Genomic DNA, 19,405 nt, shown 5'->3' on the forward strand with positions numbered 1-19,405 from the left:
GCGTGAAAACGTTTGAAGAGCTCTTTGAGGAACTGTCAACGAAGGCCATCGAGCGCCCTGAGGGCTCGGGGTCGGTGAAGGAACTGGACGCCGGGATTCATTTCATCGGCAAGAAGATCATCGAGGAGGCCGGCGAGGTCTGGATCGCGGCCGAGTACCAGTCGGATGAAGAGCTGGCCGAGGAGGCCTCCCAGCTGCTCTACCATCTCCAGCTCATGCTCATTGCCCGTGGCCTGACCTTGGCCGACGTCTACCGTTACCTCTAGGAGAGTCATGCTTCGCATTGCCGTGCCCAACAAGGGTTCCCTGTCCGAGCCGGCCTCGCGCATGCTTGCCGAGGCCGGCTACCGTCAGCGCCGCGAGTCGCGAGAGCTCGTGCTCGTGGATGAGGACAACGACGTCGAGTTCTTCTACATCCGCCCACGCGACGTGGCGGTGTACGTAGGAGCCGGCACCGTCGACGTCGGCATCACGGGCCGCGACCTGCTGGTCGATTCGCAGGCGAACGCGATCGAGCACCGCGGGCTGGGTTTCGCGCGCGCCACGTTCCGCTTCGCCGCTCCCGGCGGGGAGCACGTAACGATCGCGGATCTGGCCGGCAAGCGAATCGCCACGTCCTACGATTCGCTGGTGAGCAGTTACCTGGCCGATCGCGGCATCGAGGCCTCCGTGGTCCACTTGGACGGCGCGGTGGAGAGCTCGGTACGGCTCGGTATTGCGGACGCGATCGCGGACGTGGTCGAGACCGGCTCCACCCTGCGCGCGGCCGGTATGAGCGTGTTCGGCGATCCGCTGTTGCGCTCGGAGGCGATCCTTATCCGAAACGCCGACCAGGAGGTCGGTCACGACTTGGAGATTCTCGACGGGCGGCTCGAGGGCGTCATCATGGCGCGCAACTACGTCCTCATGGACTACGACATTCAGCGCGACCGCCTCGAGCGCGCCGTCATGCTCACGCCCGGCTACCAGTCGCCGACGGTCTCGCCGCTTCACGACGAGGACTGGGTGGCCGTGCGCGCGATGGTGGAGCGCAAGAAGATGAACGCGGTCATGGACGATCTTCACGACGTCGGGGCGCGCGGTATCCTCGTCACCCCGATTTTGACCTCGCGCATTTAGCGCCAGGTGCCTCGTTCTCACTCCCCGGTAGCTGCGCTGCCGGGGAGTAGTCGTGTAGCGTATTCGCCCGCGGCTGCTGCTGCGAGGAAGGACAGTCGGTCTTCTTCGTACGTGCGGCCCATGGTCCGCAGGGGAGCGGGCGGGGTGCGAAGCGCGGCATCGAGGTGCTCGGCGGGGTAGGGCACGAGCTCGAGGTGATCGCGCTTGAGAGCCGCTACCTGGGACGCAAGTCGGGCGGCGACGTCGTCGGGAAGAGTGACCGTGGGGACGACGACGGCGCAGGGCACGTGCACCACGTTGGTGAGCACGGTCAGCGAGTGGTGGGAGATGCCGATGTGACGCTCGCGCGGGTCGGCCTGGGAGGCGCGCAGGGCGGCGACCGGGCGGCCGCCGAGCACGTGGGCGGCGTTGAGCGCCTCGCCGATCGAGGTGCCGGAGAAACCCCAGCGGGTGTCGGTGCCGAGGTTGCCCGGGCCCTGGGTCACAACGGCGACGTCGGCCTGCCAGACGAGGCGGGCGGCGAGGAGGGCGGTGTGGATGTTGACGGCTTCGAGCTCGCCGCCGTAGGCCTGGCCGGCCGAGATCGTGCCAAGGATGTGGCCGGCCTCGCGCAGGGCATGGGCGGTCTGGGAGAACCAGGCGGGCAGGGCGCCGCCGTCGGTCATGACGTAGGCAATTCGCGCGTCGGGCCGGCCCGCGTGGATGCCGGCAATGATGGCAGGAAGGGCGGAGTGGAGGTCTGCGGCGATGACGGGCATGCCGTCGATTGAGTCGGCCTCGCGAAGTAACGCGTGGTAGGGCGATTCTTGCTCGTCCACGCCCAGCACCATGTACTGCATCGGCGTGTAGCGCGCCTTGACCACGTGGCCGGGCCCCGAGGGTGCCACGGGTAGGCGGCCGGGGACGGCGATAATCATGACGAAGCCGCCGGTGCCAAGCCCGCGGTCGTGGGCGGCGGTGGCCACGAGCACCTCGTCTCCCACCTGCGGATCGCCGACCTGCGGGAGGTAGGCCAAGGCCCGCACAAGCCTGCCGCCGGGTAGCCGTGCGTCAAACTCGGCGGCCTCACCCCACCTCTTGCGCTCTGCCACAATCGTTGCGTGCTGCCAGTTCATGCCTGCCACTTTAGTCGAGTAACCTAGTGGGTATGAAGAATGAGCGGACTGCGACCGAACGGCGATTCTCGCTGCTGGTCGCCCTTCGCCGGAGACAGCCGACGGCGCGCCAACTCCTCTCCAGCCCCGCCTACCGCGATCTCGATGCGGCCCACGCCCAGCGCTACCTGGAGCGCGACTTGCAAGACCTGCGCGCATCCGGGTACCGGATCGACGTCGACGCCGATAACCGCTACATTTTGGTGGATCAGAACATCCTTGTGGACGGCACGGACGTGGAGATGAGCCTGCTGCGCTCGTTGCTCGGTTCGCGGGATGCCTCAGTGATGCTGGCCTCGGCGAAGTCGGCCGTGACCAAGCTGCTGTCCTGGGGAGATACGGACACGGAGGACTTCTGGCTCGCTGCTCGCCTTCCGCATGGCGACTGCGCGTTGACGATCGCGCCGGCGATTCAGCGCCAGTGCCGCATCGCCTTCGAGTACCGTCCCACTTCGAGCCAGGTACCCACCCGCCGCGTGGTGGAGCCAATGCGCCTCGAGATCCACCTCGATGCCTTTTACCTGCGCGGCTACCAGGTCTCCAGCGAGTCGGGTAGCGGCAGCGGGATGCGCCTGTTTAAGCTCGACAGGATCGCCGGCAAGGTTGAGGTGCTGGATGAGCCGATTACCCACGACGCCGTCGACGCTTTCCTCACCACGTTTACGCCTGTCGACGCCGTCGTCCACACCATGCGCGAGCTGCCGCTTGCGTCCCAGGCGGTTCAGGTACGCGAGCTAGACGGCGGTTACGAGCTCACGCTCGAGGGCGTTGATCGCGCCCAGCTGTATGAGGAGCTCTTCTTCTACGGGCTCGACGCGCGGCTGGTCGGCCCGCCTGATCTCACGGCTGACTTCGAAGGCCGCGTGGCCCACCTGGCACGGCTCGGAGGTGGTGATGACTGACCTGTCGCTTTCGCGCAAGCTCGCGATCCTCACCTACCTCAGCCGCGGCCCCAAGACTCTCCAGCAGCTGGCCACGCACTTCCACACCTCGACCGACCGGATGTCGCGTGAGCTGCACGAGCTGTTCGTGTTCGAGATCGAGGACCGGGGCTACTATGAGAACCCGGTCGACATCGACTTTTCCGAGGAAGGCGCCGACGGCGAGGTCCGCCTCATTGACGACACGACCGGCATGGCGCCCTCGCTCTCACTGGCCGAGGTGCTCGTCATCGTGGCCCTCATCGACGACCTGGTGGCCGCCGTCGACGCCGATACCCGGCTCAACCTCCTGCGCCTGCGGGAGCGCATCGCAGTGGCGCTGGGGGAGCGGGGGTATGCCTCGGCGCTGTGGCCAGCCCCGGCGGTCAACGCGCGGAAGGTCACCGACGTGCTGACGGCGGCGATGCGGGAGACGAAGATGGTCCAGCTCGCCTACCTCAAGGCGGGCCCGGACCTGCGCGTGGTGGAGGAAAGCGTGAGGGTTGTCCCCGCCTTGATCTCCACCGGCTCGCGCCCACGGCTCGTAGCCGGCAAGAACGGCGAGCTACGCACGTACCGCCTGGACCGCATCGCGGCGGTGGACGTGCTCGAGGAGTCGTTCAAGATCTCCGAGCGTGAAGCGCTCGTGGCGGCCTTCGACGATGAGGCGGCGTTTACTGGCGAGCAGGTGACGATCCGGTGCACGTCCGCGGGCCGCTGGGTCACCGAAACCCTGCCCGTGGATTCGTTCCACGAGGTCGATGGCGGCCTGGAGATCGTGCTGACGGTTCGCTCGCTCGCCTGGCTTCGCGCCCTGCTCGTGCGGATGGGGGACGCGGTGATCGGCGTCGAACCGGAGCGGGTTGCCCGCGAGATCGCCGCGCAGGCGCGGCGCTACCTGGAGGATGGCTTATGTGGTTCTGGATCCTGCTGATTGGCCTGACCGCCCTGGCGGTCTACCTGGGATATACATTGCGGGATGTGTGGCGTTCGGCCAAGCGGCTCGGCACCCAGTTCGGCGAACTGTCGCGGGTGGCCGACGCCATGACGGCTCCCGAGCGTGAGCGCCCGCCGCTCGGAGACCTGTATGCGGACCCGGAGCGTGTGCGCGAGGCGCGCGAACAGCGCCGTCGGATCCGGGCGGAGCGGACAGAACTGCGGCGTTGTAACCTGGCAGCCGCGCGCGAGCGCTGGGACGAGCTGGACGAAACCTCCTTCGACTCGATCGGGCCCGAGGCCCGGGAGCGCGCCCGCCAGCGGGTCAAGGGGCACGCATGAAGGTGGCACTTGCTCTGAATCCGAGCTCGGGCAAGGGCCGCTCGGAGGGCTACCGGGCGGTTTTGCGTGAGGTGCTGGAGAAGTACCCGGTGGAGATGGTGTGGCTGCCGGCCGGCACGCGCGAGGAGAGTTTCGCCGCGATGCGTGAGGCGATCGACGAGGTGGATGCGCTCATCATCGTCGGTGGGGACGGCTTCATCCACAACGCCGTGAACGCGGTGGGGGATTCGGGCGTGGCGCTGGGGATCGTGGCCGCCGGATCGGGCAATGACATCGCCCGCGAGTTCGGTCTGCCCATCCACTCGGTCCACGACTCGGTCCACCAGATCGCCTCCTGCCTGCTAACGGGCCGGCACCGGGACGTCGACGTCATGGAGATTTCCTGGGAGGGCGGCAGCGAGCGGGCGCTCGCCATCGTCTCGGTGGGCATCGACGCCGACGTCAACGTGCGCACGAACCACATGTCCTGGCCGAAAGGGAACACACGCTATTTGCGTGCCCTGCCCGGCGCGATCGGTAGCTACCGGCCCTTCGGCGTGCGGCTGACCATGGACGGGCACACGTCCGAGGGGCAGATGACGCTGCTGTCGATCGCGAACACGCGCTACTTCGGGGGCGGCTTTTGCATCTCTCCGGGTGCACTGCCTGACGACGGCCTGCTCGACGTCGTCGTCACCCGTGGTTTGCGTGCGCCTGAGATCGCCGGGCTACTCGGTCGGCTCGTGGTCTACCGGCACCTGGCCGATCCGCGCGTCCACCTGTACCGTACCACGGAGGTCCGGGTGGAGCAGGGCCCGGGCGGCACGCTGCCCATGCTCATGGCCGACGGCGAGGAGATCTGCCGGGCGCCCGCCACGATCCGCCTCCTGCCCAAGGCGTTGAGGCTGGTCATATGATCTTAGAGAACTTCGTGGACCGCTACCGGACGCGTGGCATCGTCCTTGACGACTTCCAGTTGGATGCGATCGAGGCGCTCGAGTCCCGGGACGTACTGGTCAGCGCTCCGACGGGCGCGGGCAAGACCGTGGTGGCCGAGTACGCGGTGGAACTCGCGCTGGCCCGCTCGAAGCGCTGCATCTACACCGCGCCGATCAAGGCCCTGTCCAACCAGAAGTACCGCGACCTGGCGGGCGAGATCGGCGAAGACTACGTCGGCCTGCTCACCGGCGATCAGACAATCAACCGCGACGCCCCGATCCTGGTGGTCACCACCGAGGTGCTACGTAACATGCTCTTCCAGCGCGATCAGATCGTGGCCGACATCGGCTACGTGGTGCTGGACGAGGTGCATTATCTCAGCGACGAGTTCCGCGGCCCGGTCTGGGAGGAGATCATCCTCCAGTTGCCCGCCCACGCCCGCCTCGTCTCCCTTTCTGCCACGATTTCGAACGTGGAGGAGTTCGCTAGCTGGCTACGCTCGGTGCGCGGGGTCACGGAGGTGGTGGTCTCCCGGGAGCGCCCGGTGCCGCTCGTGCAGCACGTGGCGATTTCGCGCCGGCTCGAGCCTCTGTTCGCGGGTGGGGAGATCAACCAGCGCCTCGTTCAGGCCGACGCCTCGCTTTCTTCCGGCCGACGACGCCGCCCCACCAACTTCGCCCGCCGTAAGCGGGTGCTGAACCAGCTCCAGGACGCTGACCTACTGCCCGCGATCGAGTTCATCTTCTCTCGCAAGGGTTGCGACCGCGCGGTGGGGGACCTCCTCGATTCGGGGACCACCCTCAATTCGGCTATGCAGCAACGCGAGGTGCGGGCGCGGTTGCGCGAGCTGCGCGCGGACCTCAGCGAGGAAGACCAGCGCGCGGTCCGCTTTGGGTTTTGGGCCAAGGCGATGACGCGGGGCTTTTGCGCTCACCACGCCGGCATGTTCCCGGCCCTCAAGGAGCTGGCGGAGGACCTCATGGAGGATGGCCTGCTCAAGCTCGTCTACGCCACGGGCACGCTCGCTCTCGGCATCGACATGCCGGTGCGCACGGTGGTCCTCGAGGAACTCCAGCGTTGGAACGGTGCCGACTTCGTGCCCCTCACCGCTACCGAATACACCCAGCTCATCGGGCGAGCCGGCCGGCGCGGGAAGGACAAGGTGGGCCACGCCGTCGTCATGCACACCGACGAGCTCGACATCCAGGAGCTCGCCGACCTCGGCTCGGGGCGCGTGGAGCCGCTCCAGTCGGCGTTCTTTCCCTCCTATAACTCGGTGGTCAATCTCCTCGCTTTTCATCCGTACGAGGACGCGCGGGCGATTATGGGCACCTCGTTCGCGCAATACCAGCGCAACGCTGAGCTGGGCGAGGTGCGCGGCCGGATTGCGCGCGTTCGCGCCCGGCTCGAGGAGGTCGAGGCCGAGCTCGCGGGGGAATGCCGGGACGGGAGCCTGCCCGACTACCTGCGCCTGCGGCGCACGGCCAAGCGCGCTAGCAAGGCCGAGCGCAAGCGCGCCAAACGCGAGTACCGCAAGCACATCGCGGATTCGTGGGACGTGGCCGCCACCGGCCGGCTGTACGCCTTCGCGCGCGGCGGGGAGCTGGACTACGGTGTAGTGCTGTCGGTGGGGCCGAAGTTGCGGCTCGTGGACCTCAACGGCGACATGGCGTGGCTGCGTGAGGAGGAGCTGTCCTCCGAGCTGCGCGACCTGGGCACGATTCCCATGCCCTTCGGACTGTCCCCGAGGAAGGTCGAGGTCAGGGCCGATATTGCGGACGCGATGTGGGAGGCCGTTGGGGAGCGGATTGAGCTGGGCACCGACCGGGATCTCACCGGCTCGTGGGACCGCTTCGCCGTCACTTCCTCCGACGAGCTTGACGCCCACCCCGTCCACCACTGCCCGGACCTGACCGAGCACATTCGTACGGGCAGCGAGTTCACCTCGCTGCTGGACAACCTCGAGCAGCTCGAGGCGGACTCGGAGGCCTACGACGATTCGGTGGCCAAGGAGTTCGACGCCACCGCCGGCGTGCTCGCCCGGCTCGGCTACCTCCAGCCCGGGGCCGAGGGGCTCCGCACCGGGATGGTCAAGCTCGCGACCGGCGCTGCCATGCTGCGCGGGATCCACAACGAGGCCGACCTCCTCATTGTCCAGAGCCTTGCCGAGGCCGCTTTCGCCGAGCTCACGCCGGAGGAGTTCGCAGGCGCGTGTTCGGCCTTCCTGTGCGACCGACGGCTCGGGACCGATCGACCCACAGGCGGGGCGCTGCGCGCATCCTGGCAAGCGATCGAGCGTAACGTTGAGTTCCTGCACCGCGTGGAGGAGAGCTTCGGCATCGTCCGCACCCCGGAGCCGTTCTCGGGCGGCATCGACGCCTTCGCCGCGTGGGCCAGCAGGGCCGACCTGGAGTCTGTGCTCGCCATGGGCAACCTGGTGGTGGGGGACTTCATCTCCGCCAACCGGCGCCTCATTGACTTGCTCGGTCAGATCGAGCAGGTCGCGCCCGCGGAGGATCTGCGCGACCTGGCGGGCCAGGCGGTCAGGCTCATACGCCGCTGGCAGTGGCTCTAGCGGAGCTTCGAGCCGGGGCCACCGCCATCGTCGAGCGTAGTGAGCGAGCTCATGGCGGGTGAGCGGGCGATTCGGCAAACCGAGTTGCCGGCCGGCTCGAGCCGCCCTACCCTGTAAGGAGCAGGAAGGTGTCAGTGCAGGCCCTGTTCGATAGAAAACGATCCCCGATCGGTCCGAGGAACAGCGGCCTGCACTTTATTATGTCGTAAGATCTGAACGTGATCGGAATCCTTTTCGCAGTTCTTGGCGGCGTGGCACTGTGGTTTGCCACCTCCTCCGGGCTGTGGATCCTGGGATTCTTCTCGATCTCGCTGCTGTGGCTGGCCGTCCGGGGCAGAGGAGTGGCCGTCGGGTTTGGCCTTGGCTGGTTGTGGGGCATCGCCTTCTTCCTGCCGCTTGTCCGGTGGGCGGCCGTCTCCACTGGGCTTGTTGCGGCGCAGGTTGCGCTCGCCGCGGTCGAGGGCCTGTACCTCGGCGTCGTGGGGGCAATGTGGGCGCTGCTGGCGAAAGAGGAGAGGCTCGCACGACCCTGGTTGCGCGCCCTGGCGGCGGCCGCCGTTTTCCTCGCGGTCGAACAGATCCGGGGAATGTGGCCCTACGGCGGCCTGCCATGGGGAACCCTCGCCTTCACGTTCACGAACTCGCCGCTGGTCAACTACGCCCCCTATGGCTCCACGGCGCTGGTGGGGGCGGTCGCCGTCGTCGTCGGTGTGATTGCTGCGATGTTGCTGCGAATGAGCTACCTCCAGGCCGCGACCTCGGCGGTGGTGGTGCTCGCGCTCGTCATCGCACCGGTGGTCTTCCCGGTGGGGGCGCGCTCGTCGGGGAGCCTCAACGTGGCCGTGGTCCAGGGCAACGTGCCGCCCGCTGGCACGGATAACCGGGCGCTAGTGGTGACCGAGAATCACGTGCGCGCCACGCGCGAGCTGGTCGAATCCGCCGAAACGACGCCCGACCTGATCTTGTGGCCCGAATCTTCTTCCGACCGCGACATCCGTGCCGACGACGCGGCGGGTAGCCTCGTCTTTGACATGGTGGCCGACCTCGGCATCCCGCTCGTCATGGGTACGCAGGAGTATGTGGAGGGCGGGCGCTACAACGACGTTTTGGTCATTTCCCCGGACGGGATCGTGGGCCGCTACTCGAAGCAGCACCCCGTCCCGTTCGGCGAATACATCCCGCACCGCGAGCTTATCCGTAGTTTTACGGACGTCGTGGACCAGGTCGCCACCGACATGCTTGCGGGCACGGGGGAGGCGCGCGTGAATGTGCCCTCGCTTGGCGTGAAGGTGGCGGTGCCGATCTGCTTCGAGGTGGCCTACACGCAGATCGTGGCGGAGGCCGTGCGGGGGAGTCATTTGCTCGTCATTCCTACGAACAACGCCTCCTTCGGCACGAGCGACCTGTCCGCCCAGCAGTTCGCGATGACCACCTTCCGCGCGGTGGAGACCGGGCGCACGGCGATCCAGGTATCGACGTCGGGCATCACGGGCGTGGCGGACCCGCGCGGTGTGGTCTATGAGACGGACCTTTTCACGCGGGACGCGCGGGTGGTCAAGGTGGCGCTGCACGAGCAAACGACGTTCGCTACTCGCACGGCCGAGCAGCGCGCGATCCTCGTCTTCGTGCTCGGCGCGTTGGGCGCTATCCTAGCGATAGGAATGTCGAGGCAAGGACGGTCATGAAGGTAGTCATCTGTATCCCCACCTACAACGAGCGCGAGTCGCTTCCGGGCCTCCTGGATCGCACGCGCGCGGCGGTTCCGGAGGCGGACATCCTCGTCATCGACGACAGCTCGCCGGACGGCACGGGCGCCTACGCCGACGAGCGGGCGAAGGCCGACCCGCAGATCCACGTCATGCATCGCACGGCCAAGGAGGGCCTGGGCAGGGCCTACCTGGCCGGTTTTGAGTGGGCGATCGAGCACGGGTACAGCCACGTGTGCGAGATGGACGCCGACGGCTCACACAGGCCCGAACAGCTACCCGACCTCCTTGCGCGAGCCGACAAACCGGACAAGCCCGAGCTGGTGATCGGCTCGAGGTGGACCGACGGTGGGGAAGTGGTGAACTGGCCCAAGCATCGGGAAGTGCTCTCCCGGGCCGGAAATCTCTACATCAAGATGTGGCTCAACCTGCCGGCAAAGGATGCCACCGCCGGGTTCCGTGTCTATCGCGCCGACGCCCTCAAGCGGCTCGACTTTGCGGCCGTGGAGTCCAGGGGGTACTTCTTCCAGGTGGACATGACATTGAAGATGGCCGACGTCGGCGCGCGCATCGCGGAGGTGCCGATCTCGTTCGTCGAGCGCGAGGCCGGCACGTCGAAGATGAGCGGCAACATCATCCAGGAAGCTTTCCTGCGCGCCACGAAGCTCGGCATGGAGCGACGCGGCGCGCAGCTGAAGGCACTTCGGCGCAGGGTCTAAGCAGACCGAGCGCTAGCGGATTAGTGCAGGCGCTTGTACAGCTTGCCCTGACGAAGAAGCTCCAGGCGCTCGTCGAGCAACACCTGCAGTTCCTCAACCGAGCGGCGCTCGAGGAGCATGTCCCAGTGGGTGCGCTGCGGCTTGGCCGGCTTCTCGTCATCCTCGCCGTCAGCTCCGCCGATGAGCTCGGCGCGCTTGCCACACTTGCATTCCCACACGGCGGGCGCCTCGGCGTCCTCGGCGAAGGTGACGGTGAAAGTATGCCCGTCCTCGCAACGGTAGCTTTCTTCGCGGCGCGCCACGAAGGCGACTCCGGCGTCGGACTCGAGCGAGTGTGCGCCGATCTTCATGCCGCGCAGTGAACGTTCTGCCATGTGTCTCTCCTTCGTTTACGTCTATTCTAATGCCGACGTGCGGCCGCCCATTCCGGGCTGGCGGAAGGGGCGAGATAGCGCGGAAAGCGGCGGTTCGAGATCTGTCGCAAATCCTAGCGCCAATCCGATAATGTACATTATGTCAAAATAGCGGAGAGAAGCTCATAAAGCGTGCGGTTCTGCTTTTCTGATGTTCGCGATCCTACTCGGGGCCACTCTCCCGCGCTGAAGCTCTGGCCAGCCTTGATCGGAACGGCTTTCGCGGAAACTCCCGCTGGCGCACCGACGCCCCTGGTTGAGGTTCTCGCTTCTTAGATCGCGTTACGCTTGGCGGCACGACGTGCGGCGAGCTCGTCAATCGGCTCGTCCTGCGCGCGCTCGGTGGGAAGCTCGGACAGCTCGCCCTCGACTTCGCGCCACACCTTGCCCACGGCGATGCCGAACACGCCCTGGCCGCCCTGGATGAGGTCGATGACCTCGTCGTTCGACGTACACAGGTACACGGACGCACCGTCGCTCATGAGCGTCACAGCCGAAAGATCCTCCACCCCGTACTCGGTGAGCTGGGCAATCGCCACGCGGATCTGCTGGAGGGACACGCCCGTATCGAGCAGGCGCTTAACCACCTTGAGCACCAGGACGTCACGAAAGGCATACAGGCGCTGGGAGCCAGAACCCTTCGCCGACCGGATCGAGGGCGAGACCAGGCCAATGCGATCCCAGTAGTCGAGCTGACGGTAGGTGATGCCCAGCGCGCGGCACACGGCCGGCCCGCGGTAGCCGGTCTCCGTGTCAAGATCCGGCAACTGGCCCCCAAAGAGCATTCCCTGTGCGAGCTGCGGGTGTGCGCCATGTGCGGTTGCGTCACTCACGTCAGCCTCCTTCGAATTGTTACTCCTAGCGTAAACCGGAAGTGGGGCGATCTCAACGAAGCTGGTTGAAACACGCACGGCGTGTCTTTGTGCCGTGTCTCAAGTTCAACTTGAAGGTTTGCTCCCCTACCTCAGCTGGACGTCGATGTTCTCCGTCAACAGCGCCCGGTACAGATTCGTCAGCATCGTGGCCAGTTCCGCCGACTCGTTAACCACCCGCTCCTTGGCCAGCGGCGTGTTGCGCGCCCGCTCGGTTGCAAGATGGCTGGCCACGTTGGCGGCATGGGCGTGGGCGGAATTCTTCACCTGGCGAAGGCTGCGCAGGTCCATCCCAGCCTCCCCCAGCATCTTCGAATACCGCACGATGTCCACGGCGTGCGCTGTGAGCCGGCCGCGGGCGTCGGGAATGATCATGCCGGCATCCACCAGCTGTTCGATTTCGGACAGCGCCGTGCCGGTCAGGGCTGCGAGCTCCTCCTTGCGGATGCGGATGCCCGGTGTGGGGCGCACGTCCGGCTCAGAACTCAGCGCACGCAGCTTGCCCGGGTGCTCCTGGGTGGCCCTCCCGGAGTCGAGTTGGGCGAGCATCTCCTTGATCTGCGGCAACGGCACGTAGCGGTCGCGCTGCTCGACCAGGATGAAGCGCAGGCGCTCCACGTCGGCAAGCGAAAAAATGCGCTGATTGGACTCCGTGCGGTACGGGTCAATCAGCCCCTGCGACTCGAAGTAGCGGATCTTCGAGGCCGCGAGAAACGGGAACTCCTGGCGCAGGTGCGAGGTGACTTCACCGATCTTCAGCGTGGGTTCGTGCGACAGATCGTGTGGCCAGGAGCTGGGAAGAGACTCCTCCCCCGCGCGCCGTGGCAGGGGGTTCATTCTGCCTGCCGGGACGCGTAGAAGGTCAGCTGGAACTTGCCGATGCGCACCTCGTCGCCGTCGTTCAGCTTGGCCTCCTCCACCTGCTGGAGGTTGACGTACGTACCGTTGAGCGAGCCGATGTCGCGCACGTAGAAATCGCGCCCGTTACGCAGGAAGAAGGCGTGCTTACGCGACACCGTGACGTCATCAAGGAAGATGTCCGACTTCGGGTGACGCCCCACCGTGGTCGAGTCCGCATTGAGCAGGAAGCGGGCCCCGGCGTTTGCGCCGGTTTGCGCGATGAGCAGAGCGGAGGTGGGCGGCAGCGCGTTGATCGTGGCAGAATCCTCCGGGTCGAGCCCCCGCACCACGGGTGCAGCCTCCACGGCGTCGTTGATCGCCGTAAAACGCGACGTCGACGTGGGGTCAATCCCCTGCGGGTTTACCTCGAAATCTGCCATCACTTCCCCTTCCATTATTCACTCAACTTTATCTCACCGGTGCAGGCGTGTCATGGCTGGTCGGCAACTGGGCACTAGCTCACGCCGCCTGCGCGCGTAGCATCCGCAGGTGCTCGTCGCGGCAGTCGAGGATGACCTTGCGCAGCGCCCCGGGCGCCTCCGGGTTGGCCTCCAGCCACGCGCCTGCCGCCACGACGTCCGGGTGCTCCTCCGGGCTCGCCGCCTCGCCCAGGTCACCCATCGGGTAAAGGCCATAGATGATGCGCTCGGCGATCTCCTGCGAGCGCGAGGACCAGATCTCAGTCAGCTGAGCGAAGTAATCCCCGATTGCGACCGCCTTCTCCTCGGCGCGTAACGGCTGGCCCAGGCCGTCAATGAGGGCCTGGACGTGGTCGTTCGACAGCCCGCCGGCCAACACCTTGGCCAGCGTCTCCGCAGCGGCCCCCGGCATCGACGCACACGCACACATATGTTCCACGACGTCAGCCGCCGTGCCAGTGTTCTCAAGCTCGGCATCCAGCTCGTCCCGGCTTGCGTTCCCGGTGGCTGCCCGAGCGGTGAGGTACATCCAGCGCAGGTCCTGATCCGTGGTCTGCTCGAGCAGGCTCACGAGGGCGTCGTCCCGGCTCGGCAGTGACTGCCCGGCTCGCGCCGCGGCGCGGGACCAGATGAGTCGGGTGTCGTCGTCGCCGGAAATATTGGCCACGGCGTCGTCGAAGAAGCGCTCGAGCTCGGCCTCGCGCGCCTCCGCCGTCGTGTAGGAGCGCAGGGCGGCAATAGAGTTGAGCGTGCGCGCGGCGAGCAGGCTCGAGCTGGTGCCCTCGGCCGAGCGGGCGGTGAAGCGGGCGTAATCGGCGGCGGGGAGTAGGCCATCGCGGACCATCTCCCACAGCGCGGAGCTGACCACCGACTGGGCGAGCGGCTCGTCGAGCTCGTGGGCGAGCGCGGAGGCGAGTGAGCGCTCGTCGAAGGAAATCTTGATGTAGGAAAGGGCAGAGTCGTTGGGCAGGATGAGGTCCGCGTCCGGACCGATCTCATCCCAGGCCACGGTCACCTGGTCAGTGAGCTCGACGTCAGTGGCGCCCGTGCGGGCCAGCCGGTCGCCGTCGAGCCTCCAGCCGGACACGCGCAGGTGATGCGGGCGGGTGATCGGCGCGCCGTTAGGATCGGTGCCAACCTGGCGAAGCGTGACGCCGCCGGGCCCACGCTCGATCGTCACCGAGGACACCCTGGCGGTCTCCAGCCACTGCCTCGCCCACGCGCGCACGTCCTTGCCCGACGCCGCCTCGAGCGCCTCGAGCAGGTCGGCGAGGGTGGCGTTAGCAAAAGCCTTGTCCTTGAACAGCTGGGCGGCGCCGGCGAAGAACTCCTTCTCCCCCACCCACGCCACGAGCTGGCGCAGCACGGCCGCGCCCTTGGCGTAGGTGATGCCGTCAAAGGCCTGGTCGGCGGCCTCGAGGTCCACGATATCAGCCACGATCGGGTGCGTGGTCGGGTACTGGTCGTTGCGCAGTGCCCAGGACACGCGCGCCCCGGCGAAATTCTCCCACGCCTCCGTGTACTGGGTGGCCGCCACCATACTCCAGGCACCCATGAACTCGGCGAAGGACTCCTTCAGCCACAGGTCGTCCCACCACACGGGCGTGACCAGGTCTCCAAACCACATGTGGCTCATCTCGTGCAAGATCGTGTTGGCGCGGCCGGCGCGCTGAGATCGGGTGGACTGGCCGCGGTAGATGTAGGCGTCCTCGGAGAAGGTGACGCATCCCGGGTTTTCCATCGCGCCCAGGTTGTATTCGGGCACGAAGACCGAATCGTACTTGCCCCACGGGTAGGGGAAGTTGAAGACCTTCGGCAGCAAGGCCAGGCCCTGCTTGGTCACGGTTGAGATGTCCTCCAGGTCGAAGTGTTCCTTGAGTGAGTCGCGGCAGTAAAAGCCGAGCGTGATCTTCTGCCCATCTACCTCTGCGACGTCAGTGAAGGCGTGGTAGGGGCCACCGATGAACGCCGTGAGGTAGGTCGACATACGCTTTGTGGTGGCAAACTGCGTGCGGCTCGTGGCCTCGCCCCGGCTGTTCGTGCCCGCATCGGCGCTTTTCGTGGCCTCGCCGTTCGAGAGCACCACCCACGTGGCAGGCGCCGTGATCGAAATCGTGAACGTGGCCTTGAGGTCGGGCTGTTCAAAGTTCGGGAAGACGCGGCGAGCGTCAGCGGGCTCGAACTGGGTGTACAGGTAGGTCTGGCCGTCCACCGGGTCACGGAAGCGGTGCAGCCCCTCCCCCGTGGTCGAATACGTGCCGCGGCCTGCAACCTCCACCACGTGCCGTCCCTGCGGAATCTCCACGGACACGCGCGCGCCATCGAACGTAAACGGCACCGCGGCGTCGTCGATACTGACGCTGGAGACCTCGACGCCAATGAAGTCGAGGAAAGTCGAGGCGCTCTCCCCCGCCGTCAGCTCGATGCGGGAGACCACGCCGAACGTGGCGGTGTCGGCGGTTGCCTCGGAGACGTCGAGGTCGATGGTGTAGCCGTCCAAGCTCAACAGCTCGGCGCGGCGGCGGGCTTCTTCACGCTTCAGATTCTCAGTCACTGCTCAATTCTCACCCCTGCACATGGTACTGACAAGTCCGCGCGGCGCGCTGACCGGCTAGTCTAGGGCTATGAACCTTGACTATGTGCTTGTACGCCGTCCCTCTCCCCTCATGGCGCGTGGCCAGCTGACCCACCTTCAGCCCACGGCGATAAGTTACGAACTCGCGCTCAAACAGTGGCAGGACTACTGCGAGGTGCTCTCCCGCTACACCGACGTGGTGGAGGTAGAGCCGACGCCCGAGCTGCCGGACTCAATCTTCGTGGAGGACACCGTCTTCACCTACGGTAACGTGGCCGTACGCACGAACATGCACCCCACGCGCGTCGCCGAACAGGACAGCCTGGTCGCCGTGCTCGAGGGGCGCGGATTCAACGTCGTCGGCCTGCCGGCCGAGGCCCGACTCGAGGGCGGCGACGTGCTGAAGTTCGGCGGCAAGGTGTGGGTGGGCCTGTCCACGCGCACAAACGACGCCGGGCTGGCGGCCCTGCGGGAGATCCTCGTGCCCCAGGGTGTGGAGGTCGTGGGCGTGCCGGTCGAGCACGCGCTGCACCTGAAGTCGTGCCTGACCGCGCTGCCGGACGGCACCTTCATCTCTCACAAGGGCTACGCGCCGCCCGCCGAGTACTTCCCCGGGCTGCGCTACGTTCCCGAGTTCCTCGGCACGCAGGTGGTGCTGCTCGGCGGGGACAGCCTGCTGATCTCAGCCTCCGCACCAAAGACCGCCGACTACCTGCGCGGGCTCGGCTACGACGTGGTTGAGTGCGAACTGACCGAGATTGAGAAGATGGAAGGATCGTGCACCTGCCTGTCCGTGCGAATCCGGCAGTAGTCAGGCACTGTGGTGAGCCGCACCACCTCGGCCCAGATTTGGTAAAATGGCTGAGCTTTCGGCTAAGATCTATACGTCCAACGCGACACGGGCTATAGCGCAGTTTGGTAGCGCACTTGACTGGGGGTCAAGGGGTCGTGGGTTCAAATCCCGCTAGCCCGACCAGTAGCCCCGGCGCACAGCGCCGGGGCTTTTGTTTTCCCAGGGGGCGGGGCCGAAACCCGATATTTGCGGCACAATTTCGACTTCATTTGCACATATATTCAGACCTGGCTCAGATCGTCCCGCAGATTCTGGCCTACCATGACGTATGTGTGAACAACAGTTAGGTGGCAGCTCGCCGTCGCGAGCTGCCACCTACACGATCCAGTGAATGAAAATTCGGCGTGGCCATCTGGCCTGTCGGCGACTTGGCCTAGTCACCCATCGCCGTGCCGACCTCCCGGGCCGCTTCGATCCACTCGTGATCAGCGGGGACGTACTTGACCTTGCCGGCCACCGACTCGAGGTCCACCAACTCGGTGCCGTGCCCACGGTCGGCCACCATCACGTTAAAGTGACCCTCGGCGACCGCAGCCGCGCCCGCCACACCGAGGCGGGTGCCGAGCAGGCGATCCGCTCCGTTCGGGGTGCCACCGCGCTGGACGTGGCCGAGGATCGTCACACGCGCCTCCAGGCCCGTCAGCGCCTCGAGCTCCTGGGCGAGTGCGAGTGAGGTGCCTCGGTGCGAGCTCTCGATCGCCTTCACCGACTGCTTCGCGATCGCCTTCGCCTCCGGCGTGGAAGCATCCTTGACGAGGGCACGCGCGTACTCGAGCTGCTTGGCCTCCTCGATCGGCATGGCGCCCTCAGCGACGGCGACCACCGAGAAGCTCAGACCGTTCGCCCGGCGTCGTTCGATCTTCGCGGCGATCGCCTCCACCGAGTACGGGATTTCTGGAATAAGGATGACGTCGGCGCCGCCGGCGATACCCGCGCCGAGCGCGAGCCAGCCCGCGCGGTGGCCCATGAGTTCCACCACGATGATGCGGTGATGCGAGTGAGCCGTGGAATGTAGGCGGTCAATCGCCTCGGTGGCGATCTCGAGCGCCGTGGAGAAGCCGAAGGAAGAATCCGTGTAAAGGATGTCGTTGTCGATCGTCTTCGGCAGGTGAATGACGTTGAGCCCGGCCTCGGCAAGCCGGTGAGCGTTCTTCGCCGTTCCACCGCCGCCGAGGCAGACGAGCGCGTCGAGCCCGGCGGCGTCGTAGTTGTTCACGATGGTAGGGATCATGTCCTTGCGCTCGCCGTCGACCATCATGCGGTGGACCTTGTCACGCGAGGTGCCAAGGATCGTGCCGCCCGTGGTGAGGATGCCCGAGAGCTCCTTGGCCTCAAGCTCCACGTAGCGGTTCTCCGCGAGCCCGCGCATGCCATCGCGGAAACCGACGAGATCCCAGCCGTAGTTGCTGATCGCGGCCTTGCCAAAGCCTCGGATCGCCGCGTTCAAACCGGGCGCGTCGCCGCCCGCGGTCAAGATTCCAATTCTCTTAGTCATACCTCAATTATGGCCCATGGCCGCACAACATGTGGGCGATCAGTCCGCGTGAGCGGGCGCCCACACCCGCGCCAGGCTACTTCCGCTGGCGCCGCTCGCGCACCCGCACCGAAATCTCCACGGGCGAACCGAGGAAATCGAAGGTCTCGCGCAGGCGGCGTTCGATGAAGCGCCGGTAGCCATGGTCGAGGAATCCCGTGGTGAAGAGCACGAAGCGTGGCGGCTGGGCCGCCACCTGGGTGGCGAACAGGATGCGCGGTTGGCGTCCGCCCCGGACGGGGTGCGGGTTCGCGGCCACCAGCTCCCCGAGCGTCGAATTAAGCTTGGAGGTGGTAACGCGCTTGTCCCACGAATCGAGCGCCTTCACCATCGCGCGTGTCAGCCGGTTCGTATGCCAGCCCGTCTTGGCGGAGATGTTGATGCGCTCCACCCACGGCATCTGCACAAGCTCGCGCTCGATGTCGCGGTCAAGATGGGCCCGCCGGTCGTCGTCCACCAGGTCCCACTTGTTGCACACGAGCACCATGGCGCGCCCGGCGTCGATCACCTGCTGCATGATGCGCACATCCTGCTCGGTCAGCTCCTGCGAGGCGTCGATAAGCATGAGCGCGAGTTCGGCCTTGTCGATCGCGCGCTGCGTGCGGAGCGAAGCGTAGTAGTCGGCCCCGGACTGCATGTGCACACGACGCCGAATGCCCGCGGTGTCCACGAAGGTCCAGGTACGTCCGTCGAGCTCCACGATCTCGTCCACAGGGTCGCGCGTGGTGCCCGCCAGGTCGTCGACCACCACGCGGTTCTCCCCCGCCAGCTGGTTGAGCAGGGAGGACTTGCCGACGTTCGGCTTGCCCACCAGTGCCACGCGGCGCGGCCCCTTGCCCGGCCGCTCCCGGCGCACGCCCGACACCTTCGGCAGGACACGCATCGCCTCGTCCAGCAGCTCCCCCGATCCGCGCCCGTGCAGGGCCGAGACCGGGAACGGCTCCCCCAGCCCGAGCGACCACAGGTAGGCCACGTCCGCCTCTTGCGCGGGCGAATCGACCTTGTTTGCGGCGAGCACGGTGGGCTTGCCGGAGCGGCGGATGAGTTCGACGATCCGCTCGTCGTCGTCGGTCACTCCCACGTTCGCGTCGACGACCAGCATGACGGCATCGGCCTCCCGGATCGCGATCTCGGACTGGTCGGCCACCGAGCGGTCGATGCCGGTCACGTCGATCTCCCACCCGCCGGTGTCGACCACCGTAAAGGCGCGCCCGTTCCATTCGGCGTCGTAGTACACCCGGTCGCGCGTCACCCCGGGGGTGTCTTGCACGACAGCGACCCTGCGGCCCACCACACGGTTGACCAGGGTTGACTTGCCCACGTTCGGTCGGCCGACGATGGCGAGCACCGGGTTCGTCGGCGCGGGCTCGGCTGGCGCCAGCTGCGGGTCGAGGTCGAGCAGCGTGGCGTCGTCTTCCTCGAGTTGGTAGTCTTCTAGGGTGGAGCGCAT

Annotated in this window: 18 protein-coding genes and 1 tRNA gene; 11 read left to right on the forward strand and 8 right to left on the reverse strand. The window is 66.5% G+C overall.

Features of this window, described 5'->3' with window-relative positions; genetic code table 11:
- The first annotated feature begins 2 nt into the window (after positions 1–2).
- Both AQZ59_RS01485 and hisG read left to right on the forward strand, forming a co-directional pair.
- Positions 3–266, forward strand: coding sequence for a phosphoribosyl-ATP diphosphatase (locus AQZ59_RS01485; RefSeq protein ID WP_062612465.1), 264 nt, complete (start codon positions 3–5; stop codon positions 264–266).
- A 7-nt stretch (positions 267–273) separates the two neighbouring features.
- Positions 274–1,119 (forward strand): ATP phosphoribosyltransferase, encoded by an 846-nt coding sequence (hisG, locus tag AQZ59_RS01490; RefSeq protein WP_062612467.1) that lies wholly within the window; start codon positions 274–276, stop codon positions 1,117–1,119.
- A 17-nt stretch (positions 1,120–1,136) separates the two neighbouring features.
- Here hisG and AQZ59_RS01495 read toward each other — a convergent pair whose 3' ends face one another.
- On the reverse strand, positions 1,137–2,234 hold the full coding sequence (locus AQZ59_RS01495; protein ID WP_062612469.1) for a DUF3866 family protein: 1,098 nt from the start codon (positions 2,232–2,234) through the stop codon (positions 1,137–1,139).
- A 32-nt stretch (positions 2,235–2,266) separates the two neighbouring features.
- Here AQZ59_RS01495 and AQZ59_RS01500 point away from each other — a divergent pair, with 32 nt between their 5' ends.
- The 7 genes from AQZ59_RS01500 to AQZ59_RS01530 all read left to right on the forward strand — a co-directional run bounded on the left by AQZ59_RS01500 (position 2,267) and on the right by AQZ59_RS01530 (position 10,389).
- Positions 2,267–3,175 carry a helix-turn-helix transcriptional regulator gene (locus tag AQZ59_RS01500; RefSeq protein WP_062612470.1) on the forward strand — a complete coding sequence of 303 codons (909 nt, stop codon included), beginning with the start codon at positions 2,267–2,269 and terminating at the stop codon, positions 3,173–3,175.
- Complete coding sequence (locus AQZ59_RS01505) at positions 3,060–4,127, forward strand: helix-turn-helix transcriptional regulator (RefSeq protein WP_082661073.1); 1,068 nt, start codon at positions 3,060–3,062, stop codon at positions 4,125–4,127. The genes AQZ59_RS01500 and AQZ59_RS01505 overlap by 116 nt, the downstream gene beginning before the upstream one ends.
- Positions 4,106–4,471, forward strand: coding sequence for a hypothetical protein (locus AQZ59_RS01510; protein ID WP_062612474.1), 366 nt, complete (start codon positions 4,106–4,108; stop codon positions 4,469–4,471). The genes AQZ59_RS01505 and AQZ59_RS01510 overlap by 22 nt, the downstream gene beginning before the upstream one ends.
- Positions 4,468–5,367, forward strand: a complete 900-nt coding sequence (locus AQZ59_RS01515) for a diacylglycerol/lipid kinase family protein (RefSeq protein ID WP_062612476.1) — start codon at positions 4,468–4,470, stop codon at positions 5,365–5,367. The genes AQZ59_RS01510 and AQZ59_RS01515 overlap by 4 nt, the downstream gene beginning before the upstream one ends.
- Entirely contained in the window at positions 5,364–7,964 is a 2,601-nt protein-coding gene (locus tag AQZ59_RS01520) for a DEAD/DEAH box helicase (protein ID WP_062612478.1), read from the forward strand. The genes AQZ59_RS01515 and AQZ59_RS01520 overlap by 4 nt, the downstream gene beginning before the upstream one ends.
- 218 nt (positions 7,965–8,182) lie before the next feature.
- A complete protein-coding gene (gene lnt, locus AQZ59_RS01525; protein ID WP_062612480.1) occupies positions 8,183–9,649 on the forward strand; it encodes an apolipoprotein N-acyltransferase in 1,467 nt (488 codons plus the stop codon).
- Positions 9,646–10,389 (forward strand): polyprenol monophosphomannose synthase, encoded by a 744-nt coding sequence (locus tag AQZ59_RS01530; protein WP_062612482.1) that lies wholly within the window; start codon positions 9,646–9,648, stop codon positions 10,387–10,389. The genes lnt and AQZ59_RS01530 overlap by 4 nt, the downstream gene beginning before the upstream one ends.
- A 20-nt stretch (positions 10,390–10,409) precedes the next feature.
- On the opposite strand, the gene AQZ59_RS01535 is transcribed toward AQZ59_RS01530, so the two are convergent.
- The 5 genes from AQZ59_RS01535 to pepN form a co-directional block, all read right to left on the reverse strand.
- On the reverse strand, positions 10,410–10,763 hold the full coding sequence (locus AQZ59_RS01535; RefSeq protein ID WP_062612484.1) for an RNA polymerase-binding protein RbpA: 354 nt from the start codon (positions 10,761–10,763) through the stop codon (positions 10,410–10,412).
- A gap of 311 nt (positions 10,764–11,074) precedes the next feature.
- Positions 11,075–11,587, reverse strand: coding sequence for a MerR family transcriptional regulator (locus tag AQZ59_RS01540; RefSeq protein ID WP_062612486.1), 513 nt, complete (start codon positions 11,585–11,587; stop codon positions 11,075–11,077).
- A 174-nt stretch (positions 11,588–11,761) separates the two neighbouring features.
- On the reverse strand, positions 11,762–12,511 hold the full coding sequence (ftsR, locus tag AQZ59_RS01545) for a transcriptional regulator FtsR (protein WP_062612487.1): 750 nt from the start codon (positions 12,509–12,511) through the stop codon (positions 11,762–11,764).
- Positions 12,508–12,954, reverse strand: a complete 447-nt coding sequence (locus AQZ59_RS01550; RefSeq protein WP_062612701.1) for an FHA domain-containing protein — start codon at positions 12,952–12,954, stop codon at positions 12,508–12,510. Before AQZ59_RS01550 ends, ftsR begins: the two co-directional genes overlap by 4 nt.
- Before the next feature lie 79 nt (positions 12,955–13,033).
- On the reverse strand, positions 13,034–15,547 hold the full coding sequence (pepN, locus tag AQZ59_RS01555; protein ID WP_062612489.1) for an aminopeptidase N: 2,514 nt from the start codon (positions 15,545–15,547) through the stop codon (positions 13,034–13,036).
- A 70-nt stretch (positions 15,548–15,617) separates the two neighbouring features.
- Between pepN and AQZ59_RS01560 the strand changes: the two genes are divergently transcribed.
- Positions 15,618–16,379, forward strand: coding sequence for a dimethylarginine dimethylaminohydrolase family protein (locus AQZ59_RS01560; protein ID WP_070808031.1), 762 nt, complete (start codon positions 15,618–15,620; stop codon positions 16,377–16,379).
- An 88-nt stretch (positions 16,380–16,467) separates the two neighbouring features.
- Positions 16,468–16,544, forward strand: a tRNA-Pro gene (locus AQZ59_RS01565).
- A gap of 250 nt (positions 16,545–16,794) precedes the next feature.
- Here AQZ59_RS01565 and AQZ59_RS01570 read toward each other — a convergent pair.
- A complete protein-coding gene (locus AQZ59_RS01570) occupies positions 16,795–17,916 on the reverse strand; it encodes a 6-phosphofructokinase (protein WP_062612493.1) in 1,122 nt (373 codons plus the stop codon).
- Between the two features lie 76 nt (positions 17,917–17,992).
- Positions 17,993–19,405, reverse strand: a complete 1,413-nt coding sequence (der, locus tag AQZ59_RS01575) for a ribosome biogenesis GTPase Der (protein WP_062612703.1) — start codon at positions 19,403–19,405, stop codon at positions 17,993–17,995.

This window comes from Trueperella bernardiae (assembly GCF_001469025.1).
Lineage (GTDB): Bacteria > Actinomycetota > Actinomycetes > Actinomycetales > Actinomycetaceae > Trueperella > Trueperella bernardiae.